Source organism: Nocardia sp. CA-290969 (genome assembly GCF_050936135.1).
In the GTDB taxonomy this organism is placed as follows: domain Bacteria; phylum Actinomycetota; class Actinomycetes; order Mycobacteriales; family Mycobacteriaceae; genus Nocardia.
The window spans coordinates 1,525,727-1,544,528 of sequence record NZ_JBNJNJ010000001.1 but is presented as its reverse complement, the minus strand read 5'-3'; the positions used below and the strand labels follow the sequence as shown (position 1 = coordinate 1,544,528).

Annotated in this window: 20 protein-coding genes; 11 read left to right on the top strand and 9 right to left on the bottom strand. The window is 68.4% G+C overall.

The window, feature by feature from the left end; all coding sequences use genetic code 11:
* The first annotated feature begins 92 nt into the window (after positions 1-92).
* From ACQEVO_RS07285 to ACQEVO_RS07270, 4 genes are all read left to right on the top strand, one after another.
* Positions 93-464: a YciI family protein gene (locus ACQEVO_RS07285; protein ID WP_432910172.1), complete on the top strand. Its 372-nt coding sequence runs from the start codon at positions 93-95 to the stop codon at positions 462-464.
* A complete protein-coding gene (locus ACQEVO_RS07280; RefSeq protein WP_432910170.1) occupies positions 461-1,696 on the top strand; it encodes an RNA polymerase sigma factor in 1,236 nt (411 codons plus the stop codon). Before ACQEVO_RS07285 ends, ACQEVO_RS07280 begins: the two co-directional genes overlap by 4 nt.
* 147 nt (positions 1,697-1,843) lie before the next feature.
* Positions 1,844-2,842: a hypothetical protein gene (locus ACQEVO_RS07275; protein ID WP_432910168.1), complete on the top strand. Its 999-nt coding sequence runs from the start codon at positions 1,844-1,846 to the stop codon at positions 2,840-2,842.
* A gap of 43 nt (positions 2,843-2,885) precedes the next feature.
* Complete coding sequence (locus ACQEVO_RS07270) at positions 2,886-3,746, top strand: haloalkane dehalogenase (protein ID WP_432910165.1); 861 nt, start codon at positions 2,886-2,888, stop codon at positions 3,744-3,746.
* Between the two features lie 153 nt (positions 3,747-3,899).
* Here ACQEVO_RS07270 and ACQEVO_RS07265 read toward each other — a convergent pair whose 3' ends face one another.
* Together ACQEVO_RS07265 and ACQEVO_RS07260 are read right to left on the bottom strand one after the other, a co-directional pair.
* Entirely contained in the window at positions 3,900-4,913 is a 1,014-nt protein-coding gene (locus ACQEVO_RS07265) for a HEAT repeat domain-containing protein (RefSeq protein WP_432910162.1), read from the bottom strand.
* Entirely contained in the window at positions 4,907-5,593 is a 687-nt protein-coding gene (locus tag ACQEVO_RS07260; RefSeq protein ID WP_432910160.1) for a HEAT repeat domain-containing protein, read from the bottom strand. Before ACQEVO_RS07260 ends, ACQEVO_RS07265 begins: the two co-directional genes overlap by 7 nt.
* 269 nt (positions 5,594-5,862) lie before the next feature.
* Here ACQEVO_RS07260 and ctaD point away from each other — a divergent pair, with 269 nt between their 5' ends.
* Positions 5,863-7,548, top strand: coding sequence for an aa3-type cytochrome oxidase subunit I (gene ctaD / locus ACQEVO_RS07255; protein WP_432922447.1), 1,686 nt, complete (start codon positions 5,863-5,865; stop codon positions 7,546-7,548).
* A gap of 25 nt (positions 7,549-7,573) precedes the next feature.
* Here ctaD and ACQEVO_RS07250 read toward each other — a convergent pair whose 3' ends face one another.
* Entirely contained in the window at positions 7,574-8,221 is a 648-nt protein-coding gene (locus ACQEVO_RS07250) for a TetR/AcrR family transcriptional regulator (RefSeq protein ID WP_432910157.1), read from the bottom strand.
* A gap of 156 nt (positions 8,222-8,377) precedes the next feature.
* Between ACQEVO_RS07250 and ACQEVO_RS07245 the strand changes: the two genes are divergently transcribed.
* The 4 genes from ACQEVO_RS07245 to ACQEVO_RS07230 all read left to right on the top strand — a co-directional run bounded on the left by ACQEVO_RS07245 (position 8,378) and on the right by ACQEVO_RS07230 (position 10,542).
* Complete coding sequence (locus ACQEVO_RS07245; RefSeq protein ID WP_432910156.1) at positions 8,378-8,653, top strand: hypothetical protein; 276 nt, start codon at positions 8,378-8,380, stop codon at positions 8,651-8,653.
* Between the two features lie 10 nt (positions 8,654-8,663).
* Positions 8,664-9,050 (top strand): cupin, encoded by a 387-nt coding sequence (locus ACQEVO_RS07240; protein ID WP_432910153.1) that lies wholly within the window; start codon positions 8,664-8,666, stop codon positions 9,048-9,050.
* Between the two features lie 35 nt (positions 9,051-9,085).
* A complete protein-coding gene (locus ACQEVO_RS07235) occupies positions 9,086-9,922 on the top strand; it encodes an SDR family oxidoreductase (RefSeq protein ID WP_432910151.1) in 837 nt (278 codons plus the stop codon).
* A gap of 272 nt (positions 9,923-10,194) precedes the next feature.
* Positions 10,195-10,542 carry a DUF1330 domain-containing protein gene (locus tag ACQEVO_RS07230; protein ID WP_432910148.1) on the top strand — a complete coding sequence of 116 codons (348 nt, stop codon included), beginning with the start codon at positions 10,195-10,197 and terminating at the stop codon, positions 10,540-10,542.
* A gap of 58 nt (positions 10,543-10,600) precedes the next feature.
* Here the strand turns inward: ACQEVO_RS07230 and ACQEVO_RS07225 are convergent, their stop codons facing one another.
* Positions 10,601-10,930: a transcriptional regulator gene (locus tag ACQEVO_RS07225; RefSeq protein ID WP_432910145.1), complete on the bottom strand. Its 330-nt coding sequence runs from the start codon at positions 10,928-10,930 to the stop codon at positions 10,601-10,603.
* Positions 10,931-10,981: 51 nt separating this feature from the next.
* Here ACQEVO_RS07225 and corA point away from each other — a divergent pair, with 51 nt between their 5' ends.
* Positions 10,982-12,043, top strand: coding sequence for a magnesium/cobalt transporter CorA (gene corA / locus ACQEVO_RS07220; RefSeq protein WP_432910143.1), 1,062 nt, complete (start codon positions 10,982-10,984; stop codon positions 12,041-12,043).
* Positions 12,044-12,119: 76 nt separating this feature from the next.
* Here the strand turns inward: corA and ACQEVO_RS07215 are convergent, their stop codons facing one another.
* From ACQEVO_RS07215 to ACQEVO_RS07195, 5 genes are all read right to left on the bottom strand, one after another.
* Entirely contained in the window at positions 12,120-13,289 is a 1,170-nt protein-coding gene (locus tag ACQEVO_RS07215) for a serine hydrolase domain-containing protein (protein WP_432910140.1), read from the bottom strand.
* A gap of 145 nt (positions 13,290-13,434) precedes the next feature.
* Entirely contained in the window at positions 13,435-14,877 is a 1,443-nt protein-coding gene (locus tag ACQEVO_RS07210; RefSeq protein WP_432910137.1) for an ABC transporter ATP-binding protein, read from the bottom strand.
* Positions 14,874-15,707 carry an ABC transporter permease subunit gene (locus ACQEVO_RS07205; protein WP_432910135.1) on the bottom strand — a complete coding sequence of 278 codons (834 nt, stop codon included), beginning with the start codon at positions 15,705-15,707 and terminating at the stop codon, positions 14,874-14,876. The genes ACQEVO_RS07210 and ACQEVO_RS07205 overlap by 4 nt, the downstream gene beginning before the upstream one ends.
* Positions 15,704-16,633 (bottom strand): ABC transporter permease, encoded by a 930-nt coding sequence (locus ACQEVO_RS07200; RefSeq protein ID WP_432910132.1) that lies wholly within the window; start codon positions 16,631-16,633, stop codon positions 15,704-15,706. Before ACQEVO_RS07200 ends, ACQEVO_RS07205 begins: the two co-directional genes overlap by 4 nt.
* Positions 16,630-18,159 carry an ABC transporter substrate-binding protein gene (locus ACQEVO_RS07195; RefSeq protein WP_432910129.1) on the bottom strand — a complete coding sequence of 510 codons (1,530 nt, stop codon included), beginning with the start codon at positions 18,157-18,159 and terminating at the stop codon, positions 16,630-16,632. Before ACQEVO_RS07195 ends, ACQEVO_RS07200 begins: the two co-directional genes overlap by 4 nt.
* 168 nt (positions 18,160-18,327) lie before the next feature.
* On the opposite strand from ACQEVO_RS07195, the gene ACQEVO_RS07190 reads away from it, so the two are divergent.
* Positions 18,328-18,795: a hypothetical protein gene (locus ACQEVO_RS07190; RefSeq protein WP_432910127.1), complete on the top strand. Its 468-nt coding sequence runs from the start codon at positions 18,328-18,330 to the stop codon at positions 18,793-18,795.
* Positions 18,796-18,802: the final 7 nt, after the last annotated feature.

The window sequence follows — 18,802 nt, the reverse complement described above, 5'->3', positions numbered from 1 at the left end:
TCGGCCCGGTGGCTCCGAGGTGGCGGTGACAACCCGTAACCGGGAAAGAGAACCGATTACCGTGACGACAACCCACCACATCGGAGGACACCGTGAAATATCTGCTGCTCGGCTACACCCCGGCCGCCGCGTGGGACGCCGCGACCGCCGACACCCCGTCGGAGGAAGCGCTCGCCGCGTTCGCCACCTACCAGCAGCTGGAGAAGGAACTGTTCGCCTCCGGCGAGCTGGTCTCCACCGAGGGCCTGGGCCATCCCACCGTCAGCACCACCGTCCGCAGAACCGGCGACGGCGTGGTCGCCACCGACGGGCCGTTCGCGGAGCTGAAGGAGGTCCTGGCCAGTTTCGCCGTGATCGACGTCGCCGGACACGACCGGGCCGTGGAGATCACCGCACGCATCGTCGAAGCACTCGGTGAACCGATCGAGATCCGCCCGATCATGGGCGCGGACTTCACCGCGTGACCCGCGAGATCGAGGACCTGCTGCGCGCCGAAGCGCCACAGGTCCTCGGTGCGCTGGTCCGCCGTTTCGGGCGCTTCGACATCGCCGAGGACGCCGTACAGGAAGCGTTGCTGGCCGCGACCCGGATATGGCCGGCCGACGGTGTGCCGGACAACCCGCGTAGTTGGCTCATCCGCGTCGCCTACCGCCGCATGGTCGACCTGCTGCGCGCCGATCAGGCCCGCCGGCGCCGTGAACTGGACGCGGGTACCGCCGAACTCGCCATGGCCCGACCCGACCGGGCCGCGCAGACCCGCGCCACCGACGACAGCCTCACCTTGCTCCTGCTGTGCTGCCACCCCGTCCTCGGCCACACCTCCCAGGTAGCGCTCACGTTGCGCGCGGTCGGCGGGCTGACCACCGCAGAGATCGCGCACGCCTACGGGACCTCCGAGGCCACCATGGGCACCCGGATCAGTCGCGCCAAACAGCAACTCGCCAAGGCCGGCGCCCGCTTCACCCTGCCCACCGGCGCCGACCGCGACAGCCGGATCGCCGCCGTCCTCCAGGTGCTGTATCTCGTCTTCAACGAGGGCTACACCGCCAGCGCCGGAACCGACCTCACCCGCGTCGACCTCACCGGCGAGGCCATCCGGCTGACCAGGTTGCTGCACGCCACGGTCCCCGACGAGGCCGAGGTGACGGGCCTGCTCGCACTGATGCTGCTCACCGAATCCCGCCGCGCGGCACGCACCGACGCCGGCGAACTGATACCCCTCGCGCAACAGGACATCACCCAGTGGGATCGCGAAATGATCGAGGAGGGAACCGCACTCATCGATGCCGTCTGGAACCACGGCCCGGCCGGCCCGTACCGGATCCAAGCCGCGATCGCCGCAACCCACGCAGCAGCCACGAAGACCGGACGAACCGACTGGCCCCAGATCGCCATGCTCTATCTATGGCTCGAACGCCTCACTCCCACACCGCCCGTCCAGCTCGCCCGCGTGGTAGCCGTCGCCCACGCGCACGGCCCCGCCCGGGGCCTGGCCCTGCTCGACGACCTCAACCGGCACCATCACCTCGACAGCAACCCCCTCACCCGGCAACGCGAACACGCCGTCCGCGCCCACCTCCTCCAGCAAACCGGCGACAACACCGGCGCAGCCGAACTTTTCCGCCGCGCCGCCGAAATGACCGGCAACCAAGTCGAACAGCGCTACCTCAACGACAAAGCCGACCGGCTCGACTGACCACGGCACGCCGGCCGGGCTTGCCCGCGCAACGATTCGCCCGGTCGTTCCCAGCAACAGGAAATGAGTCACCGCAACCACCGGTGGCCTGCGGCTTCGGCGAAAATGCCGCCACCGGCCGAACTTGCCGTACTTACCATTAGCCGCGTGCCGGACATTCTTGGTTACTCCTACGCCGACGCCGGCGCTCTGGTCGGCGGGTTGGTCGGTGGATTCACCCCGGCCGGATTCGTGGGGGCCGCGGCATTGTCGGGCACCTTGGCCGGTGTCGGCGCTGTAATGGATGGCCGCGATATGACCGGTGTGCTGACGGAAGCGGGCGTCGCGGCGATCGGCGCGGCCGGTGGTGGATGGGCCGGCGGCGAGCTGGCGCGGGCGGGTATGAAGCTGCTGGCGCCGCGCCTGGCGAAGGCCGCCGTCGAAGGTGTCGGCGGTGGCCTGGCCGGAGGCCTGCAGAAATTCGGGCTGGAGGCCGCCGAAACCGTGCTGCAGACATCGGGGCGGTACGACGCCGGGATCATTCCCGCGGTGGCGTCGGGGTTCGCGGGATTCTGGGCCACCGATCAAGGCAAGGTGCCGACGGTCGTCACCTTGGATATCGGCAATGGTGGCTGTCCGGTCGAAATGCGAAATTTGCAGATGCCCGCCGAACTCGACGGCGCCGTCGGTGATATGTACCGGAAGCTCCCGCCCTACCTCTGCGATGTGTGGCGCTGTTTCGGTACCGGAAACCGGCCGACCACACCGCCGGTGGCACTACCTACCCGCGTTTCCGCCGAGGAATCCGCCGGTATACCCGATTACGCTGCGAAGGTCGCTCAGTTCAATGCCATGATCGAGGGCTTCGCGCGTCTGGATCGCCAGGTGCTCGATCTCGTCGCCACGGGGATCGAGGAGATCGACGAACAGGGCCGGCTGGCGGTGACCCAGCTCATCGAAACGGTCAACAAGGACGCGGCAACCGCACCACCCAGCGGCAAATCGCTGGAAGTCTATGCGCTGGAAAGAGTGAACAGCGCGTTCGCGGCCGGCCGCGAGATTCTGTCCCAAGCGGTCGTCATGAGCCGGGGTGTGGCCGGTGCGGTGGACCGGAACAGCGGCCGGTTGAACAACGCGTCCGGAACCCGCGAACCTGACGGCCGCTGAGCAGTCGCCCGACAGGTAGCCTGACCATGGAGGGAGGGACCATATGCTGATCGACTTCGTTCCTGACGGGAATCTGTACCCCTTCGAATCGCGCTGGTTCGAATCGTCCGCAGGACGGGTGCACTACATCGACGAGGGGGCCGGGACACCGATCCTGTTCTGCCACGGCTCACCTACCTGGAGTTTCCTGTACCGGCACATCGTGAAGGACCTGCGGGACCGGTATCGGTGCATCGCAGTCGACTATCCGGGTTTCGGATTATCGGAACGCCCTGCGGGTTTCGGGTACACGATCGCCGAACAGACTGCGGTTCTGGGCGAGTTGATCGATCACCTGCGGCTCGACGGCTTCGTGGTGATGGGACAGGATTGGGGCGGGCCCATCGGCCTCGGCGCGGCCGTCACTCGCGCGGACCGCGTGCGCGGGATCGTGCTGGGTAACACTGTGTTCTGGCCGATCGAAGCGCCGGCGAATCGTGCGTTCAGCGTGATCATGAGCAGCCGGCCGATGCAGCGGCGGATTCTCGAGCACAATCTCCTCGTCGACCGTTTCCTGCTCGGCGAGCTGGGGCGCAAGCTTTCCACGGCCGAGGCCGACCACTACCGTGCAGTGCAACCCACCGCCGAGGCGCGACGTGGACTTGCCGTGATGCCCAAGGAAATTCGTGCCGCACGCCCCCTGCTGGACGGGCTCGCCCGAGAGGTCCCCGCCGCGCTCGGCGACAAGCCGGCACTGCTGGTGTGGGGTATGCGGGACATGGTGTTCCGGCCGAAGGCCTGTATCCCGCGGATACGTACCGCATTCACCGATCTCGAGGTAGTCGAGCTGCCACACGCCCGGCACTTCATCCAGGAACACGCACCGGACGCGATCACGGCCGCCATCTCGAAGCGCTTCCCGTAACGACAGTCGAAGCAGGCCGAGTCGGCCGCTCCGGGACCGAACATGGGCGCCTGAACCGTCCATTCTCGCCGATGTCTCGACATCCACACCGCGAGTAGATCACCCGGCCGGCGCATCGCGTTCGCCGGCCGGCCTCGACCTGGCAACGGCCCGTCACTCCTCCGATCGCTCTTCGAGCACGCCTACGAGGGCCGAGGCGAGCAAGGACACAGCGCGGTCGGGGTCGCGGGTCAATTGCCGGAGGAGATCGAGCGCGAGACGGCCGGGCATCTCGGCGAGGGCCTGGGTCAACCGGCGCCGCACCGCGGGGTCGGCCGGGTGCGCGGCGAACTCGCCGGCCAGCGCGCCCATGATCCGGCCGGCCCAGGCTTCGTCCGCCGCCAGCGCGCCCAGGAGTTCGGCAGCCTCCACGTCGTTCGGGCCGTCGACCACCGTGCGCACGAGTTCCGGGACGGCCGTGGTCGCGCCCCGCGCGCCCAGGGCGAGAGCCGCGTATCTGCGCACCGTCGCGTCCGGATCCGAGAGGGCCGCGGTCAGCACCGCGGTGGCGTCGGCGCCGGAGAGTTCGGCGAGCGCGTGCACCGCGCGCCGGCGGACCTCCACATCGGCCGCGCGCACACCGGGTGCGAGCCCCGCCACCGCGTCACCGTCGGCCCGTGCGAGGGCCCAGCGCAGGGATCCGGCGACGTACGGGTCGGATTCGGCGAGAACGGCCGCCGCCAGCATGTCGGCGGGCGGCGACGCGTCCTCGGCCGGGGCCAGGACGGCCTGCTGCCGGCGCGCGGCATCCGGCGAACCGAGACCGTGCAGGAGTTCGACGATACGCAGCACGTCCTGCCAGCCGGTGGGCTCGGCCGCGTCGACCGTGCGGAGCCGGTCGAGCAACTCCTGCTCGCGGTTCAATCGCTCCCCGGTTCGCCGGATGAGATCCGTGACCAGTGTGGACGGAGTGAAGCCGGGGTCGTCGAGAGCGCGGCCGATCTCGCGCAGCGACAGGCCCAGCGACCGCAGGCCCTCCACGTGGAAGATCCGCCGGATGTCCTCGGGTGCGTACTCCCGGTAGCCGCCCACGGTGCGGCCGGTGGGGCGCACCAGCCCGAGGGAGTCGTAGTGCCGGAGCATCCGGGTACTCACCCCCGAGCGGCGCGCCACCTCACCGATCAGCATGCATTCGCCTCCTCCGCGCCGGGACCGAGCGCCACGACACGTTTCGCCGCGCCGACGGCGAGATCGAAACCGGCGTCGGGGTCGTTCAGGAGCCGCTGCGTGGCGGTCGCATGGGCACGTATTTCCGGGTCATTGTGCGCGGCCGCCGCGGCGAGTACCGGCTCGGCCACCTCGCCGAGCGCGACGAACGCGCGGCTCAGGCTCAGCCGGACCTCCCGGTTACCGCGACCGAGTTGCGTGGCCAGTTCCGCGGCGAGTGCGGGCCCCGCCCCGTCTGGGACGAGCACGACGGCCGCACGCCATGCGCTGCGCGCGACTTCCTCGTCGGCGTCGCGCAGCAACGACGGCGTGATCGCCGGCCAGGCAGCCGGGTCCCCGATTTTCGACAGGGTGTGCAGCGCTTGGCTGCGGGCCTGGGCGCGTTCGGACCGGAGCTCGGCGCGCAGTTTCGGGACCGTCAGCCGCGCCGGGAGCCTGGTCAGTGCCCACGTCAGCATGTCGCGCACGAAGAAGTCCGGTTCGACGGCGCAGCGCTCTATCAGCGCGTCGACGAACTCCGGCACGGGATTCGTGCCGGCGGCCAACGCGGCTTTCAGCCGTGTCGACGAGTCCCGGGCGCCCAAGGCGCCGAGCAGTCGCGTGTTCTGAGAATTCCTGTGTGTCGCGTTGATGGGTACCACCTCCGACAGCCAGTGAAGACCTTGTCACAGTGACAAGGTCAAGTGCGCGCACCACGGTCGGCCACACCGCCTGGCCATTGCGTGCGGCGGGGTGTCGCTACCCGTATCACCCCGGGCCATCCGGCAGGGTTTAGCCGGGCGCGGCGAGGGTAGGAGCCCAGGCACCGGCGTTTCGCCGCGGAACAGGTGGACCGGACGAAGGAGAGACCGTGGCAGTGACACCTTCTCGACCCGCGGAGCTCACCGCCACGCGCCCGTTTCCGGCACGAATGGGCCCGAAGGGCTCGGCGATCCGCAAGCTGGTGACCACGACCGACCCGAAGCTCCTGGGCATCATGTACCTGACCTCGGCGACCGCGTTCTTCCTGGTCGGCGGACTGATGGCGCTGCTTTTGCGCGGTGAACTGGCCCGGCCGGGACTGCAGTTCCTCTCGCCCGAACAGTACAACCAGCTGTTCACCATGCACGGCACGATCATGCTGCTGTTCTACGCCACCCCCGTGGTGTTCGGTTTCGCCAACGCGGTCCTGCCCTTGCAGATCGGCGCGCCCGATGTGGCGTTCCCCCGCCTCAACGCCCTGAGCTACTGGTTGTATCTGTTCGGTGCCACCATGGCGACCGCCGGATTCGTCACCCCGGGCGGCGCCGCCGATTTCGGCTGGACGGCGTACATACCGCTGTCCGACATCATGCACTCACCCGGCCCCGGCGCCGACCTGTGGATCATGGGCCTGGCCGTCTCCGGTCTGGGCACCATCCTCGGCGCGGTGAACATGCTGACCACCGTGGTCTGCCTGCGCGCCCCGGGTATGACGATGTTCCGGATGCCGATTTTCACTTGGAATATCGTCGTGACCAGCATCCTGGTACTGCTGGCGTTCCCGATCCTCACGGCGGCACTGATGGCGCTGGCCTACGACCGTCACCTCGGCGGCCACATCTACGACCCGGGCGCCGGCGGCGTGCTCCTGTACCAGCACCTGTTCTGGTTCTTCGGGCATCCCGAGGTGTACATCATCGCGCTGCCGTTCTTCGGCATCGTCTCCGAGATCTTCCCGGTCTTCAGCCGGAAACCGATCTTCGGCTACACCGCATTGGTCTTCGCGACGATCGGCATCGGCGGCCTGTCGATGGCGGTGTGGGCGCACCACATGTACGCCACCGGCGCGGTGCTGCTGCCGTTCTTCTCGTTCATGACCTTCCTGATCGCGGTCCCGACCGGGGTGAAGTTCTTCAATTGGATCGGCACCATGTGGAAGGGCCATCTGACGTTCGAAACACCGATGTTGTTCTCGGTGGGCTTCCTGGTCACGTTCCTCTTCGGTGGGCTGTCCGGGGTCATCCTGGCCAGCCCACCCCTGGACTGGCAGGTGCACGACAGCTACTTCGTGGTGGCGCACTTCCACTACGTGCTCTTCGGCACCATCGTGTTCGCCACGTTCGCCGGTATCTACTTCTGGTTCCCCAAGATGACCGGCCGGCTCATGGACGAACGACTCGGGCGCATCCACTTCTGGACGACCTTCCTCGGCTTCCACACCACCTTCCTGGTGCAGCACTGGCTGGGGGCGGAAGGTATGCCCCGCCGCTACGCCGACTACCAGGCCGCCGACGGGTTCACCGCCCTGCATACCGTCTCGACCCTCGGCTCGTTCGTGCTCGGCGTCTCGATGATCACTTTCGTGTGGAACGTCTTCAAGAGCTACCGCTACGGCGAGGTGGTCACCGTGGACGATCCCTGGGGCTACGGCAACTCGCTGGAATGGGCCACCAGCTGCCCGCCGCCGCGGCACAACTTCTACGAACTGCCCAAGATCCGCTCCGAACGCCCCGCCTTCGAACTGCACTATCCGCATATGAGCGAACGCATCCGCACGGAATCCCACGTCGGCCGCCCCGGGAAATCCGGCGCCGGCGCGGAACTGTCGCAGCCGCCCCGTTCCACCACCGGCTGATCCGCCGCCGATCCGGTGACCGCTGTCAGCGACCGGCCAGCAGGCCCTCGACCAGGGCGCGCAGGCCCGGTTCGTAGGTGTCCGCTTCGGTGAGCCGATCCCACTCGTCGGCCACGGTCGCCAACCGCGGCCACTCGGTGTGATCGAGCGAGTCGAACAGCCTGGCACGGAATGTCTTCCGGTCGTCGGCCGCGCGGCGGCGCGCCGCCGCGGCGCGGACCAGGATCTCCCCCGCGGTGTAGTACCAGATCGCCCGATAGGCCCGAACGGCGTCGGCGGCCGAGAGTCCGCAGGTGACGGCCGCATCGACGATCTGCTCCGGATACCACAGGGCCGCCGGTGACAGCAGATCGTCGGCGGTGAGTACTTCCACCGCCCAGGGAACCCGGGCCAAAGTGTCGTGCATCGTCCGGGCCGCGCGGATCATCCGCTCCCGCGGGTCGTCGGGCAGCTCCGGGCGCTCGATACCCGCGGCGACCTCGTCCAGAAGGAGCAGCAGCAACTCCTCCTTGTTGCGGACGTGGTGATAGACCGCCATCGGCGTGACATCCAGCCGGGCCGCGAGCCGTCGCATGGTCAGCGCGTCGGCGCCGTCCTGCGCGATCAGCTCGCTCGCCGCCGTCAGGATCTGGGCCCGCGACAAGCGGGGCGGGCGTCCGGTGCGAGTGGTCACCCAGCCATCTTGGCACGAACCCCTCGACAGCGAGTTCGGACTGGGCTACTTTTTATACGTGTATAAAAATAAATACGATCGAGCCGCCCCGGGAGCCATCGCCTTGGCACAACTCCCGGTCGCGCTCGATATGGCCGTGGTGAACCTTGCGCTACCGTGCGGCTCGGATCCCGGCTCACGCCCCGGGCCCTGCTCGTGCCCGGCGCACTCGTAACCACTGCCGGACTCGGCTGGTTCGCATGCATGACACCGGACGGCAGCTACCGCACCGATGCGCTCGGCCCCTGCGTGATCGCCGGCTTCGCGCTGAGCCTCGCTGCCGCCGCCGTTTTGTTCCTCGCCGCGGCAGCTGTCGCGGCCACTCTCCTACCGGGGCGCACCGCAGTGGCGCCAGATCGCACCGACCTCCCGGCACCCGCCGGGGCGAAATGAAGGAAGCACAATGACATTCACACCCATCGACCTCTTCGCACGCGGAATCCGCATCCTGCCCGACGGCACCATGCTCGACGAGGAACGCCGGATGACCGGCGATATCGACGGCTGGACGCTGACCGCCTTCCACCTGGAAACCGCCGCCGACGCCCACGGCGACCACTGGGAAGTACACCCGTCGGGCGACGAACTGGTGGCGGTGCTCACCGGCGGAATACGCATGTACCTCCACCCGGAAACACCGGGCGCCGCAGAGGATTCGCTGACGATCGCGGCCGGCCACGCCTGCATCGTGCCCCGCGATCGCCTGCATCGGATCGAACTGGACGGGCCCACCGACCTCCTGTCCCTCTCACCGCGCCGCGGGTCGCGCCTGGAGCAGCGCGACCAGTAGGCCGTCATATCTTCCGAAAACCCGAAGGAGCGAAGTTGTATCTCGTCACCGGCGCCACCGGAAACGTCGGCGCCCACATAGTTACCGGCCTGCTCACCACGGGCGCCGATGTCCGGGCCACCAGCAGGAACCCGGCCACCGCCGGACTACCGGCCGGCGTCGACGTCGTATCCGCGCTACCCGGCCGGCACATGTTCACGGGCGTGCGCGCGGTGTTCCTCAATCCCGCCACGATGCACGACACCGCCGAAGCATTCCTCCAGCAGGCCGTCGAGGCAGGAGTGCGGCGGATCGTGCTGCTCTCCTCGTCCTCGGTACTCGACGACCATCCCGCGAACTACACCGGAATTCTGCACCGCGATCTCGAACAAAGTATCGCGGCCACCGGGCTGGAACGGACCTTCCTGCGAGCAGGCATGTTCGCTGCGAACACCCGGCGATGGGTGCCCCAGATCAACGCCGGCGGCCCGGTGCGGGCCGCCTACGGACAGGTCCGAATCGCTCCCCTGCACGAGCGGGACCTCGCCGCTGCCGCGGTCCGCGCCCTGGTCTCCGACGATCTACTCGGCGCCGCCCCGGTACTGACCGGTCCAGAACTCGTCACTCCGGCCGAGCAGGTGCGGTTGATCGCGCAAGCAACCGGCAGGGCCATTCGATTCGAAGAGGTCGAGCCCCCGGCGGCCCGCGATCTCATGACCGCCCAGGGCCTACCCCCTCGGATCGCCGGATCTCTACTGCGCTACTACGAACGCGCCCTGTCAGAACCTATCCACCCCACACCTGTTCCGGCCGGCTACGACCGCGATTCACCACGTGGTTATCAGCGATGGATCAGCGACCACGCCGCCGAATTCCGTCCACCCGCGCCGTAACCACGGCAACGTGCACCCGGTCCGGCAGGTGGCTGAAGCACCCGTCGGACCGGCGGTACACCAACAAGTCTGCGACACCGCGCAGTGGGAGCCCCGAACGCAGCGCTACGGCAACGCGGCATCGACCCCGTCCACGCGCTTCCGCCGAGACCCATCGGCGGCCTGCTCGGCGGCCGGAGCTGCTTCCGCGCGGCAACCACGTATACCGATGCCCATGCCATTACCTGTGCGGTAATTGTCCGCGGATCGAGCACGAACCTACCGTTCCAGCTATGTCCGTTTATGGTTTCGCGCATCTGCGTAATCGCAGGCCGCACCCCGATATTCTGGAATACCTGAACCGTATCCAGGCAACGTTGGAGCCGTTCGGTGGCCGTTTCGTCATCCACGGGGCGCCGGTCGAAGTCCTGGAAGGCGACTGGCCGGGGAGCATGGTGCTGATCGAGTTCCCGGGCCTCACCGAAGCACGGGACTGGTACCACTCACCCGCATACCAGGAGATCCTGCCGCTGCGCGCCGATCATATCGACGGCGACCTGCTGCTGATCGAAGGCGTCGGCCCCGATTACGATCCGCGGGAACGCGCCGGGAAACTGCGCGCCGGGAACGCGCCGGGTTGAACGTTTGCCGGCCACCCCGCCGCCGGCGCACCTGCCCGGGAACTCCGCGGCCGGTGTTCTACCCGCCCTCGGCCGCTGGTGCGATCGTCGGACGCAACGCCGCGCGGTTTTCCTCGACCTGCTCGATGATTCGTTTCAGGTGCGCGATCTCGTCGTCGAGGCCTTGTTTACCGGCGGCGGTCAGATGTACCCAGGTGCGACCGCGGCGGCCTTCGTAACCCTTTTCGATCTCCACCAGACCGGCCTTCTCCAACACCGTCAAGTGCTGCGAGAGGTTGCCGGTGGTCAGCTGCAGCGTCGTGCGCAGGAAACCGAACTCCACCCGCCGCGCCTCGTGCGCGACGCCATCTCGACCGAGCGAGACGACAGGTGGCGGCGCCGGCGACATGGTTTCCGGTCACGACTGTTGCGCCGGCGCGGGGATATCTACGCTCACAGAGTGTTGGTCGACCCGAATCGTCGCAGTGATCGCCCGAAGGTGTCGTTGAAGCGGATTCCGGTCCCGGTTGCCCGGGCGGTGGTGGACTGCGGTATCTACCGGGACGGGCAGCGGTTGGCCGGGCGGTTCGGTTTCGCGGAGGCCCTGGCGCAGGTACGCGATAACGAGGGTGGGTTCGTCTGGCTGGGCCTGCACGAACCCGACGCCGACCAGATGAGTGCGGTCGCCGAGGTGTTCGGGCTGCATCCGCTGGCGGTAGAAGACGCCGTGGCGGGCCGGCAACGTCCGAAACTGGAACGCTACGACGACACCCTGGTGCTCGGGCTGCGCACCGTCGCCTATGTCGAGCACGATATGCACAGCACCAGCGAAATCGTGCTCACCGGCGAGATCCTGATTTTTCTCGGTCCGGATTTCGTGGTCGCCGTCCGGCACGGCGAGCATTCGGGGCTGCGGCAGGTCCGGGCGGAACTGGAAGCCGATCCCGATCGGCTGCGTCTCGGGCCGGGTGCGGTGCTGCACGCGATCACCGACCATGTCGTCGACACCTACCTGGAGGTCGTGCAGGAGATCGAAACCGATGTCGAGGAGATGGAACAGGAGGTGTTCAGCCCCCGGTCCCGGCTCGCCATCGAATCGATCTACCAGCTCAAACGCGAGATCGTGGAATTGCGGCGCTCGGTGATACCGCTGTCGCTGCCGCTGCAATCGCTCATCCGGCCGGATTCCGGGTTGAGCAAGGAGGTGCGCCGTTATCTGCGTGATGTCGCCGACCATCACACCACCGCGGCGGAACGCGTACACGACTTCGACGATGCGCTTTCCGCCCTGATCAGCGCGACGCTGGCGCGGATCGCGGTGCGGCAGAACACCGATATGCGCAGGATCTCCGCGCTGGTCGCCCTGGCCGCGGTCCCCACCATGATCGCCGGGATCTACGGGATGAACTTCGAGCGCATGCCGGAACTGAAACTGGCCTGGTGCTACCCGGCGGTCCTGACGGTCATGGTGCTGGCCTGCGGCGGGCTGGTGGTGATCTTCCGCCGCAACGGCTGGCTGTAGCTGCCGACATCGTCGGGCCATGGCCGGAGTGCGAATACGGTGGCGTCGCCCGGAGCCCGGGTGACGCCACCGTTCGTCAGTTCGCCGGCTGGACGTCGGCCCGCCCGCCGGCGAAGAACTCGTCGATAAGGCGCTGCATCGCCGCCTGGAACTCCGCCGACAGCGAGAGCTCGGCATCGTCGACGTAGTTCAGTGCGGCGGTCAGCGTCTTGCTGCCGTCGGGTGTGCTGAACATCAATGCCCCGTGCCCCGCGGCGCCACCGTTGTGGGTGATGACGGTGCCGCGGCCGGTATCGCGAACGAACACGCCCAGACCGTAATCCATCCCGGGGATACCGGTCGGATATGTAGTGCGCATTTCGGCCAGCAGTGCGGGCGGCAGGAGCGCGCCGCTGTTCAGGGCTGAGATGAATACCTGCAGGTCCCGGGTAGTGGAGATCATGTCACCTCCGCTGGAGATCCACGACGGGTTGTGCTCGGTGACATCGACGGTGTGCTGCTCACCGGCATCTTCGTAGCGGTAGTACGCGTGGGCGTGCGGCGCGGGCACACCGGTCTGCGTGGTCGGTACGACCGTGCCCGTGAGACCCAGCGGTCCCAGGATGCGGTGCTGCATCTCTTCGGCGACCGGACGGCCGGTGACCTTCTCGATCAGCAGCCGGGCCAGCACGTAGTTGGTGTTGGAATAGCTCCAGCCGGTGCCCGGCTCGAACCGCGGCGGCTTGGACAGTGCCAGCCGTACCAGCTCTTCCGGCCGGTAGGTCCGGAACCGGTTGTCCACCCATTCCTTACCGGACGGCGTGGCCGCGATCCCGCGCACGATCGTCCCGTCCGGGTAGTACTCACCGGTGAAGTTGAAGATGCCGCTGGTGTGCTGCAACAGCATCCGCACGGTGATCCGCTCGTCGATCCCGAACTCGGGCAGATAGCCGGCCACCGGGGCGTCCAGGCCGACCGTGCCGTCGCCGACCAGCTGCAGCACCGAGGTGGCGATGAATGTCTTGGTGTTGCTGCCGATCCGGATATGCCCGTCGACCGGCGGTTCCGCGGTCTCGCCCAGCCGGGCCACGCCGGCGCTACCGGCCCATTCGCCCTGTTCGTCGTGCACCCGCAGGGTGATACCGGTGAAACCGGAAGCGACGATATCGTCGAGGGCTTTCTGCAATGCCCGGGGATCCACTACCGCGACCTCGCCGGCGGCGGGGTGCGAGGGGGCGTTGTTCCGGTCGGACTGGGTGAGGGACATGATGACCTTCTCCTTCGTATGCTCGGTGCGATACGAAGACTTTCGCCGGGCCTGCTGACGGCGAGCTGACACCGGCCTGACGCGTGCGCTGACACATGCCTACCTGCTTTGTCATCCGGTACCACCGGCAGGAAAGCCGAACGGGTCAGGCGAGCAGGGCTCTCGTATCCGAGGTGCCGGGCTCGGCGAGGACGGTGGCGGTGTCCCCGGCTTCGGCCACCTTCCCGTCGGCGAGGACGACCATCCGGTGGCAGTGTCCCGCGAGCACGGAGATGTCGTGGCTGATGACGAGAACGGTGATCCCGGTGCCGGCGCGCGCGCGTTCGACCACCCCCATGACCGCCGCGGCCGTTTCGGCGTCGAGAGCGGAGGTGATCTCGTCGCAGATCAGGACCTCGGGCGCGGCGGCCAGGGCCCGGGCGATCGCGACCCGCTGCCGCTGGCCACCCGACAGTTCGCCCGGGTAACGGCTCAGCATGCCGGGGTCGAGGCCGACCTCGCGCAGGAGTGTCGCGGCGCGGCCGGGGATCTCGCGGGACCGCACGCCGCTCAATCGCAGCGGGCGCGACAGGGTTTGCAGCACAGTGCGTTTCGGGTTCAGTGTGGACAGCGGGTTTTGCGGGATGAGCTGGATGCGGCGGCGGTCGCGGCGGGAACGGCGCCGCGCGCCGATACCCAGGCGGCGGCCGTTCACCGCGAGAGCTCCCGATGCCTCGGTGTGCAGGCCCGCGAGGACCCGCGCGAAGGTCGTCTTGCCCGCGCCGGACGGTCCCGCGATGGCGACCGACTCTCCCGCCCGTACGGCGAGGTCGACCGATTCCAGCAGTATCCGGCGGCCCGCTCGCGCGGATATGCCCTCCGCGCGCAGCACGACCTCCGCGTCCGCGGGCAGGTCCGGGAGGGCGGCACGCGCAGGCAGCGGCGTCGCCCGGGGCGCCCCCAGGTCGACCGTGTCATCGGCCAGCCGATGCAGGATCGCGGTGTCGTGACCGGACACCAGCACCGCGACTGCTTCGTCGTCGGCCAGTGAGCGCAGAAGATCGGCGATGTCGTTACGCAACTGCCCGTGCAGCCCGGCGAGTGGTTCGTCGACGACGAGCACTCCGGCGCCGCGTACCAGTGCCAGCGCGAGTGCGACCCGGCGTTGTTCGCCGCCGGACAGTTCGCCGGGACGGCTGCGCAACACGCGCTCGGGCAACCCGACCCGGTGGAGTGCCGCAACCTGTTCCGGCCGGCCGGCCCGCGGCGCCGCTTCGGCGAGCAGCGATCGGATTCGCATGGCCGGGTTCAGGGCTGCACCCGGATCCTGGCCGACGTAGGCCAGGTGCTCGCGCCGGAAGTACTGCAAGGCAGCATGTTCCAGGGCGAAGACATCCTGTCCGCGGACGTGCACCGAACCGCTCGCGCGTACGGTGCCCGCGGCCAGGTGACCGAGTACCGCCCGCATGAGGGTCGTCTTCCCGGCACCGGAGGGGCCGGTGAGCGCCGTGATCGTGCCCGGCGGCACCCGCATCGAGACCGGTGCCAGCAGTTCGACGCCGGCGGTCGTGCGTACCGCGAGTTCCTCGACCACGATGCCGGTGGTCATATACCCCGCCTCCCCCGGCCGAAGGCCGCCACCGCACTGTTCACACTCACCGCGAGCACGCCGATGGCCAGGCTCGGTGCCAGCACCGCGGCGGGGTTGAGCAGGATGCCGGAGGCGTTCTCGCGAACCATCACCGCCCAGTTGGCGGCGCCGAGCGTGGTCGGCAACTGTAGAAACGCCGCGGTGCTCACCAGGTACATCGCCTCCACGAACCGCAACCCCAATTGGGTGAGCAGCGTTTCCCGTAGGTTCGGCAGCAACTCCCGGGTCACGAGGTAGGCCGCCCCCTCCCCGCGGCCGCGGGCGGCCTCGATGAAACCGGAGGCCGCCACGCCCGCGGCCGCGGCCGCGAAAACCCGCGCGGTATAGGGCGTCCCGGCGACCACACAGATCACGACCAGCCCCACCGCACCGGATTCCGGCCAGGACAGCATGAACAGCAACATCGCCAGCACCGGCGGCAGCAGCATCCCCAGGTCCGCCGCGCGCTCGATCCACGCCCCCATCCGCGGATACAGCGCGGCGACGGAGCCGAGGCCGGCCGCGCAACCGGTCACCAGGATCGCGATGATCAGCGCGACCAGCAACAGTCCCCAGCCGCCGTGCAGCAGCTGGCTCAGCACATCGTGCCCGAGCCGGTCACCGCCCAGCCAGGCCTGCCCGCTCGGTTCCGCGAAGGTGATACCCACCGCGTGATCGACAGTATGCGGTGCGAACACCGGGCCGAGAATCGCGAGAGCGGCCACGGCGGCGGCGAGCAGTGCGGGCAGCCAGAGCCGGCGTGGACCGCGCCTGGTCGGAAGCGTGCGGGCGAGGGCCGGAATCGTCATGCCCGCCCTCGGTTCGACCGGACCCGGATGGCATCGGCCGCCAGCAGGATGACCATGATCGTCGCCCCGGTCACGGCGACGACGGCCGCGACCAGGGCGGTGTCGCGGTCGGATACCGATCCCGCGACCATGGCGCCCATCCCCGGGTAATTGAAGATCGTCTCGACGACGAGCGCGCCGCCGAACAGGGCGCCCACCGAGGTCGCGAACGACATCGCGATGGTCGGCAAGGCGAACGGCAGGATGTGGCGTACCAGCACCGCCCGTTCCGGGAGGCCGTTGAGCACCGCGCTTTCCACATGCGGCGCGGACGCGGCATCGGCCACCGCGCCCCGGACGACCCGCAGATTCCAGCCGGCCTGCGGTATCGCCAGGGCCAGCACCGGCAGGATCAGCATGTCCGGAGCGGCCGGGTAGCCGGCCCGGTCGGTGAAGGTCACCGCGGGCAGCCAGTCCAGCCAGAGGGAGAAGACCAATACCAGCAGGGTCGCGACGACGAATTCGGGCACCGCGATCACGAAGGCCGAACCGGGTTGCAGTGCCCGGGCGGCGAAACCGGTGGGGCGGGCCGCCCACCACACGCCGAGCAGCAGCGCCAGCACCACCGTGACCAGCATGGCGATCGAGGCCAGCAGTAGCGTTTGCGGGAATTTGGCCGCCAGTAACTCGTTGACCGACTGCCCGCGCGCCGTGGTGCCGAAATCGCCGGTGAGAACGCCACCGAACCACTCCCCGAAGCGATCCGGCAGCGGCCGGTCCAGCCCCAGTTCGCGTTCTTTCGCCGCGATCTGCTCGGCACTCGCATCCCGCCCCAGCACGGCCCGGGCCGCATTACCGGGCAGCAGGTCGACGATCACGAACACCACTGCGAGCAGGGCTATCAGCAGGCCGATCCGGCGCGCCAGCACCGCGGCGAATCCGGTCAACGCGACAACCACACCCGTTCGAGCTGGACCCGGCCGTATCCGCCCAGCGTCGGCAGGCCGTGCACGGAGCGGGCGGCGATATCGATACCGTCGGCCATACCCCAGACGAGGTAACCGCCGCGCTCGTGCTGGATCTGCTGGATCTCCCGGCAGGCCGCGGTGAACTCCGGCCCCGGCGGCGCGGCGAGGGCATCGGTGTAGGCCTTGTCGAATGCGGCGTCACGGAAGCCGGTTTCGTTCCATTTGGTGCGCGAATACATGACCTTGCTGGCGAAGAACACCACCGAATCGTTGGTGCCCCAGTTCACCGTGTACAGCGGCGCCGTCAGCCAGGTCTCGTCGTAGAAGGCGTTCGACTCCTGCACCACGACCTCGATTTTCACCCCGATCTCCGCGGCCTGGCTCGCGAAGACCTTCGCCGACTCGACCTCGCCCACCGCCTCTTGTTTCGTCAGCAGGCGATAGGACTTCGCGGTGTCGAATTTCGCGGCGGTGAGCAGTTGCCGGGCGCGGTCGAGATCGCGCTGCCGCTGCGGGATCGACGTATCGTATTCCGGGTCGGCGGTGCCGAGGATATCGTTGGCCACGGTGCCGTACCCGGAAAGTACCTGCGCCACCATCGCTTCCCGGTCCACCGCGAGACGCAGCGCTTCGCGTACCTTCGGATCGGCGAACGGGCCGTCGGCGGTGCGCATGGCGATCGCGACCGCGACATCGTCCGGGCGCCGGATCACCTCGAGTTCGTCACGCGTTTCCGCCATCCGCCCGGCCACCGCGCCCACGCTCGAGGCGAGATCGATCTGGCCGGCCATGATGGCATTGGCCATCGCGTCGGGACTTTCGAACAGCGTCACCTCGATGGCGTCGAGAAGCGGCGCTTCCCCATACCAGTTCTCGTTGCGCACCAGGCGGGCGTTGCCGTTGTCGTAGGATTCGAGCCGGAACGGGCCGGTCCCGATCGCCGCGGTGAAATCGGTGGTCCCCCGCGGGACCACGAAGGTCATCATCCGCAGCAGCAGTGGCAGTTGGCTGTTCGGGGCCGCGCAGGTCAGCACCACCGCGTCGGCGCCGGCGGGCTGGATATCGGCGGCCGACGGCACCGGCACCTTGGTTTCGCCGGCGATCTCCCGCAACCGGCGCAGCGACCAGACGACATCGTCCGAGGTCACCGGCCGGCCGTCGTGGAAACGCGCCCCCTGCGCGATCGTGAAGGTCCACTTCCGCTGCTGCGCATCGGCTTCCCACCGCGAGGCCAGCCGCGGCGCCACGTTCGGATCCGCCCCCGGAACGGTCAGTGCGTCGTAGACCAGGGAGGCGATGAGGAAATCGCTCTCGTTACTCAGGGTCTGATGCGGATCCCGCTCGATCTTGGACGATTTCCCGATCGCACCGACCCGCAATGTCCCGCCCCGCTGCGGCGGACCCTCCGCACCTTCGGGCGAAGATCCGTTCCCGCAACCGGCGACCAGCAATACCGCGCCCAGCCCGAGGCCGGCCTTGAAGATATGGCGCCTACTCAAATCCACAGCTCGACCTCACCCAGCCCATTCCAAGGTTAGCCTCTGCTAACCGGAATGAGGGTATCGCCGGTGCGGCGAACCGGGCAACACCCCGGCGGGTAGCGGCCCACGGATCTCTCGTCCGGTACCGGCGTAGCCCACCACCGTGGCGGCCACCCACATACTGTGTACAGAGTGTCCGGTAGCGACGAAAAAGGGCCGAGACAGGTCGAACTCATCGGGCCGGTCGCCGGGGTGATCACGTATGTGATCGCGGCCGGACTGATTCTGACGGGTCCGGTCGTCGCGTTGACGGCTTCGCCGGCCGATGCACTGTGCCCGGGAATCATCACCTTCCCGATCGGGATAGCACTCGCGGTGCAAACCTACGAGTGGCGAGGGACCGAGCGCCGATTCCAGGCCGTGGGGCTCCCCGCGACAGCGGAGATCACCGCGGTTCGGATACGCCAAGGGGGCGAGTCCCCGGATGTCGCCGAGCTACGGGTCCGGATCAGCGGTCCCGGTGTCGACCCGTTCAAGGCGGTCTGTGAGGTGCCGAGCCTCTCGCCCCGGCCGCAGGTCGGCGACCGGCTCCGGGTGGTGGTCGATCCCTCCGACAACTCCTTCGCGATCGGCTACGACCACCTGTTCGAACCGGATTGAGCGAACC

Excerpts from the sequence above, each read along its gene's own strand:
- ACQEVO_RS07270 (WP_432910165.1), top strand. The coding sequence starts at position 2,886 with ATGCTGATCGACTTCGTTCCTGACGGGAATCTGTACCCCTTCGAATCG.
- ACQEVO_RS07265 (WP_432910162.1), bottom strand. The coding sequence starts at position 4,913 with ATGCTGATCGGTGAGGTGGCGCGCCGCTCGGGGGTGAGTACCCGGATG.
- ctaD (WP_432922447.1), top strand. The coding sequence starts at position 5,863 with ATGGGCCCGAAGGGCTCGGCGATCCGCAAGCTGGTGACCACGACCGAC.
- ACQEVO_RS07240 (WP_432910153.1), top strand. The coding sequence starts at position 8,664 with ATGACATTCACACCCATCGACCTCTTCGCACGCGGAATCCGCATCCTG.
- ACQEVO_RS07230 (WP_432910148.1), top strand. The coding sequence starts at position 10,195 with ATGTCCGTTTATGGTTTCGCGCATCTGCGTAATCGCAGGCCGCACCCC.
- ACQEVO_RS07225 (WP_432910145.1), bottom strand. The coding sequence starts at position 10,930 with ATGTCGCCGGCGCCGCCACCTGTCGTCTCGCTCGGTCGAGATGGCGTC.
- ACQEVO_RS07215 (WP_432910140.1), bottom strand. The coding sequence starts at position 13,289 with ATGTCCCTCACCCAGTCCGACCGGAACAACGCCCCCTCGCACCCCGCC.
- ACQEVO_RS07210 (WP_432910137.1), bottom strand. The coding sequence starts at position 14,877 with ATGACCACCGGCATCGTGGTCGAGGAACTCGCGGTACGCACGACCGCC.
- ACQEVO_RS07205 (WP_432910135.1), bottom strand. The coding sequence starts at position 15,707 with ATGACGATTCCGGCCCTCGCCCGCACGCTTCCGACCAGGCGCGGTCCA.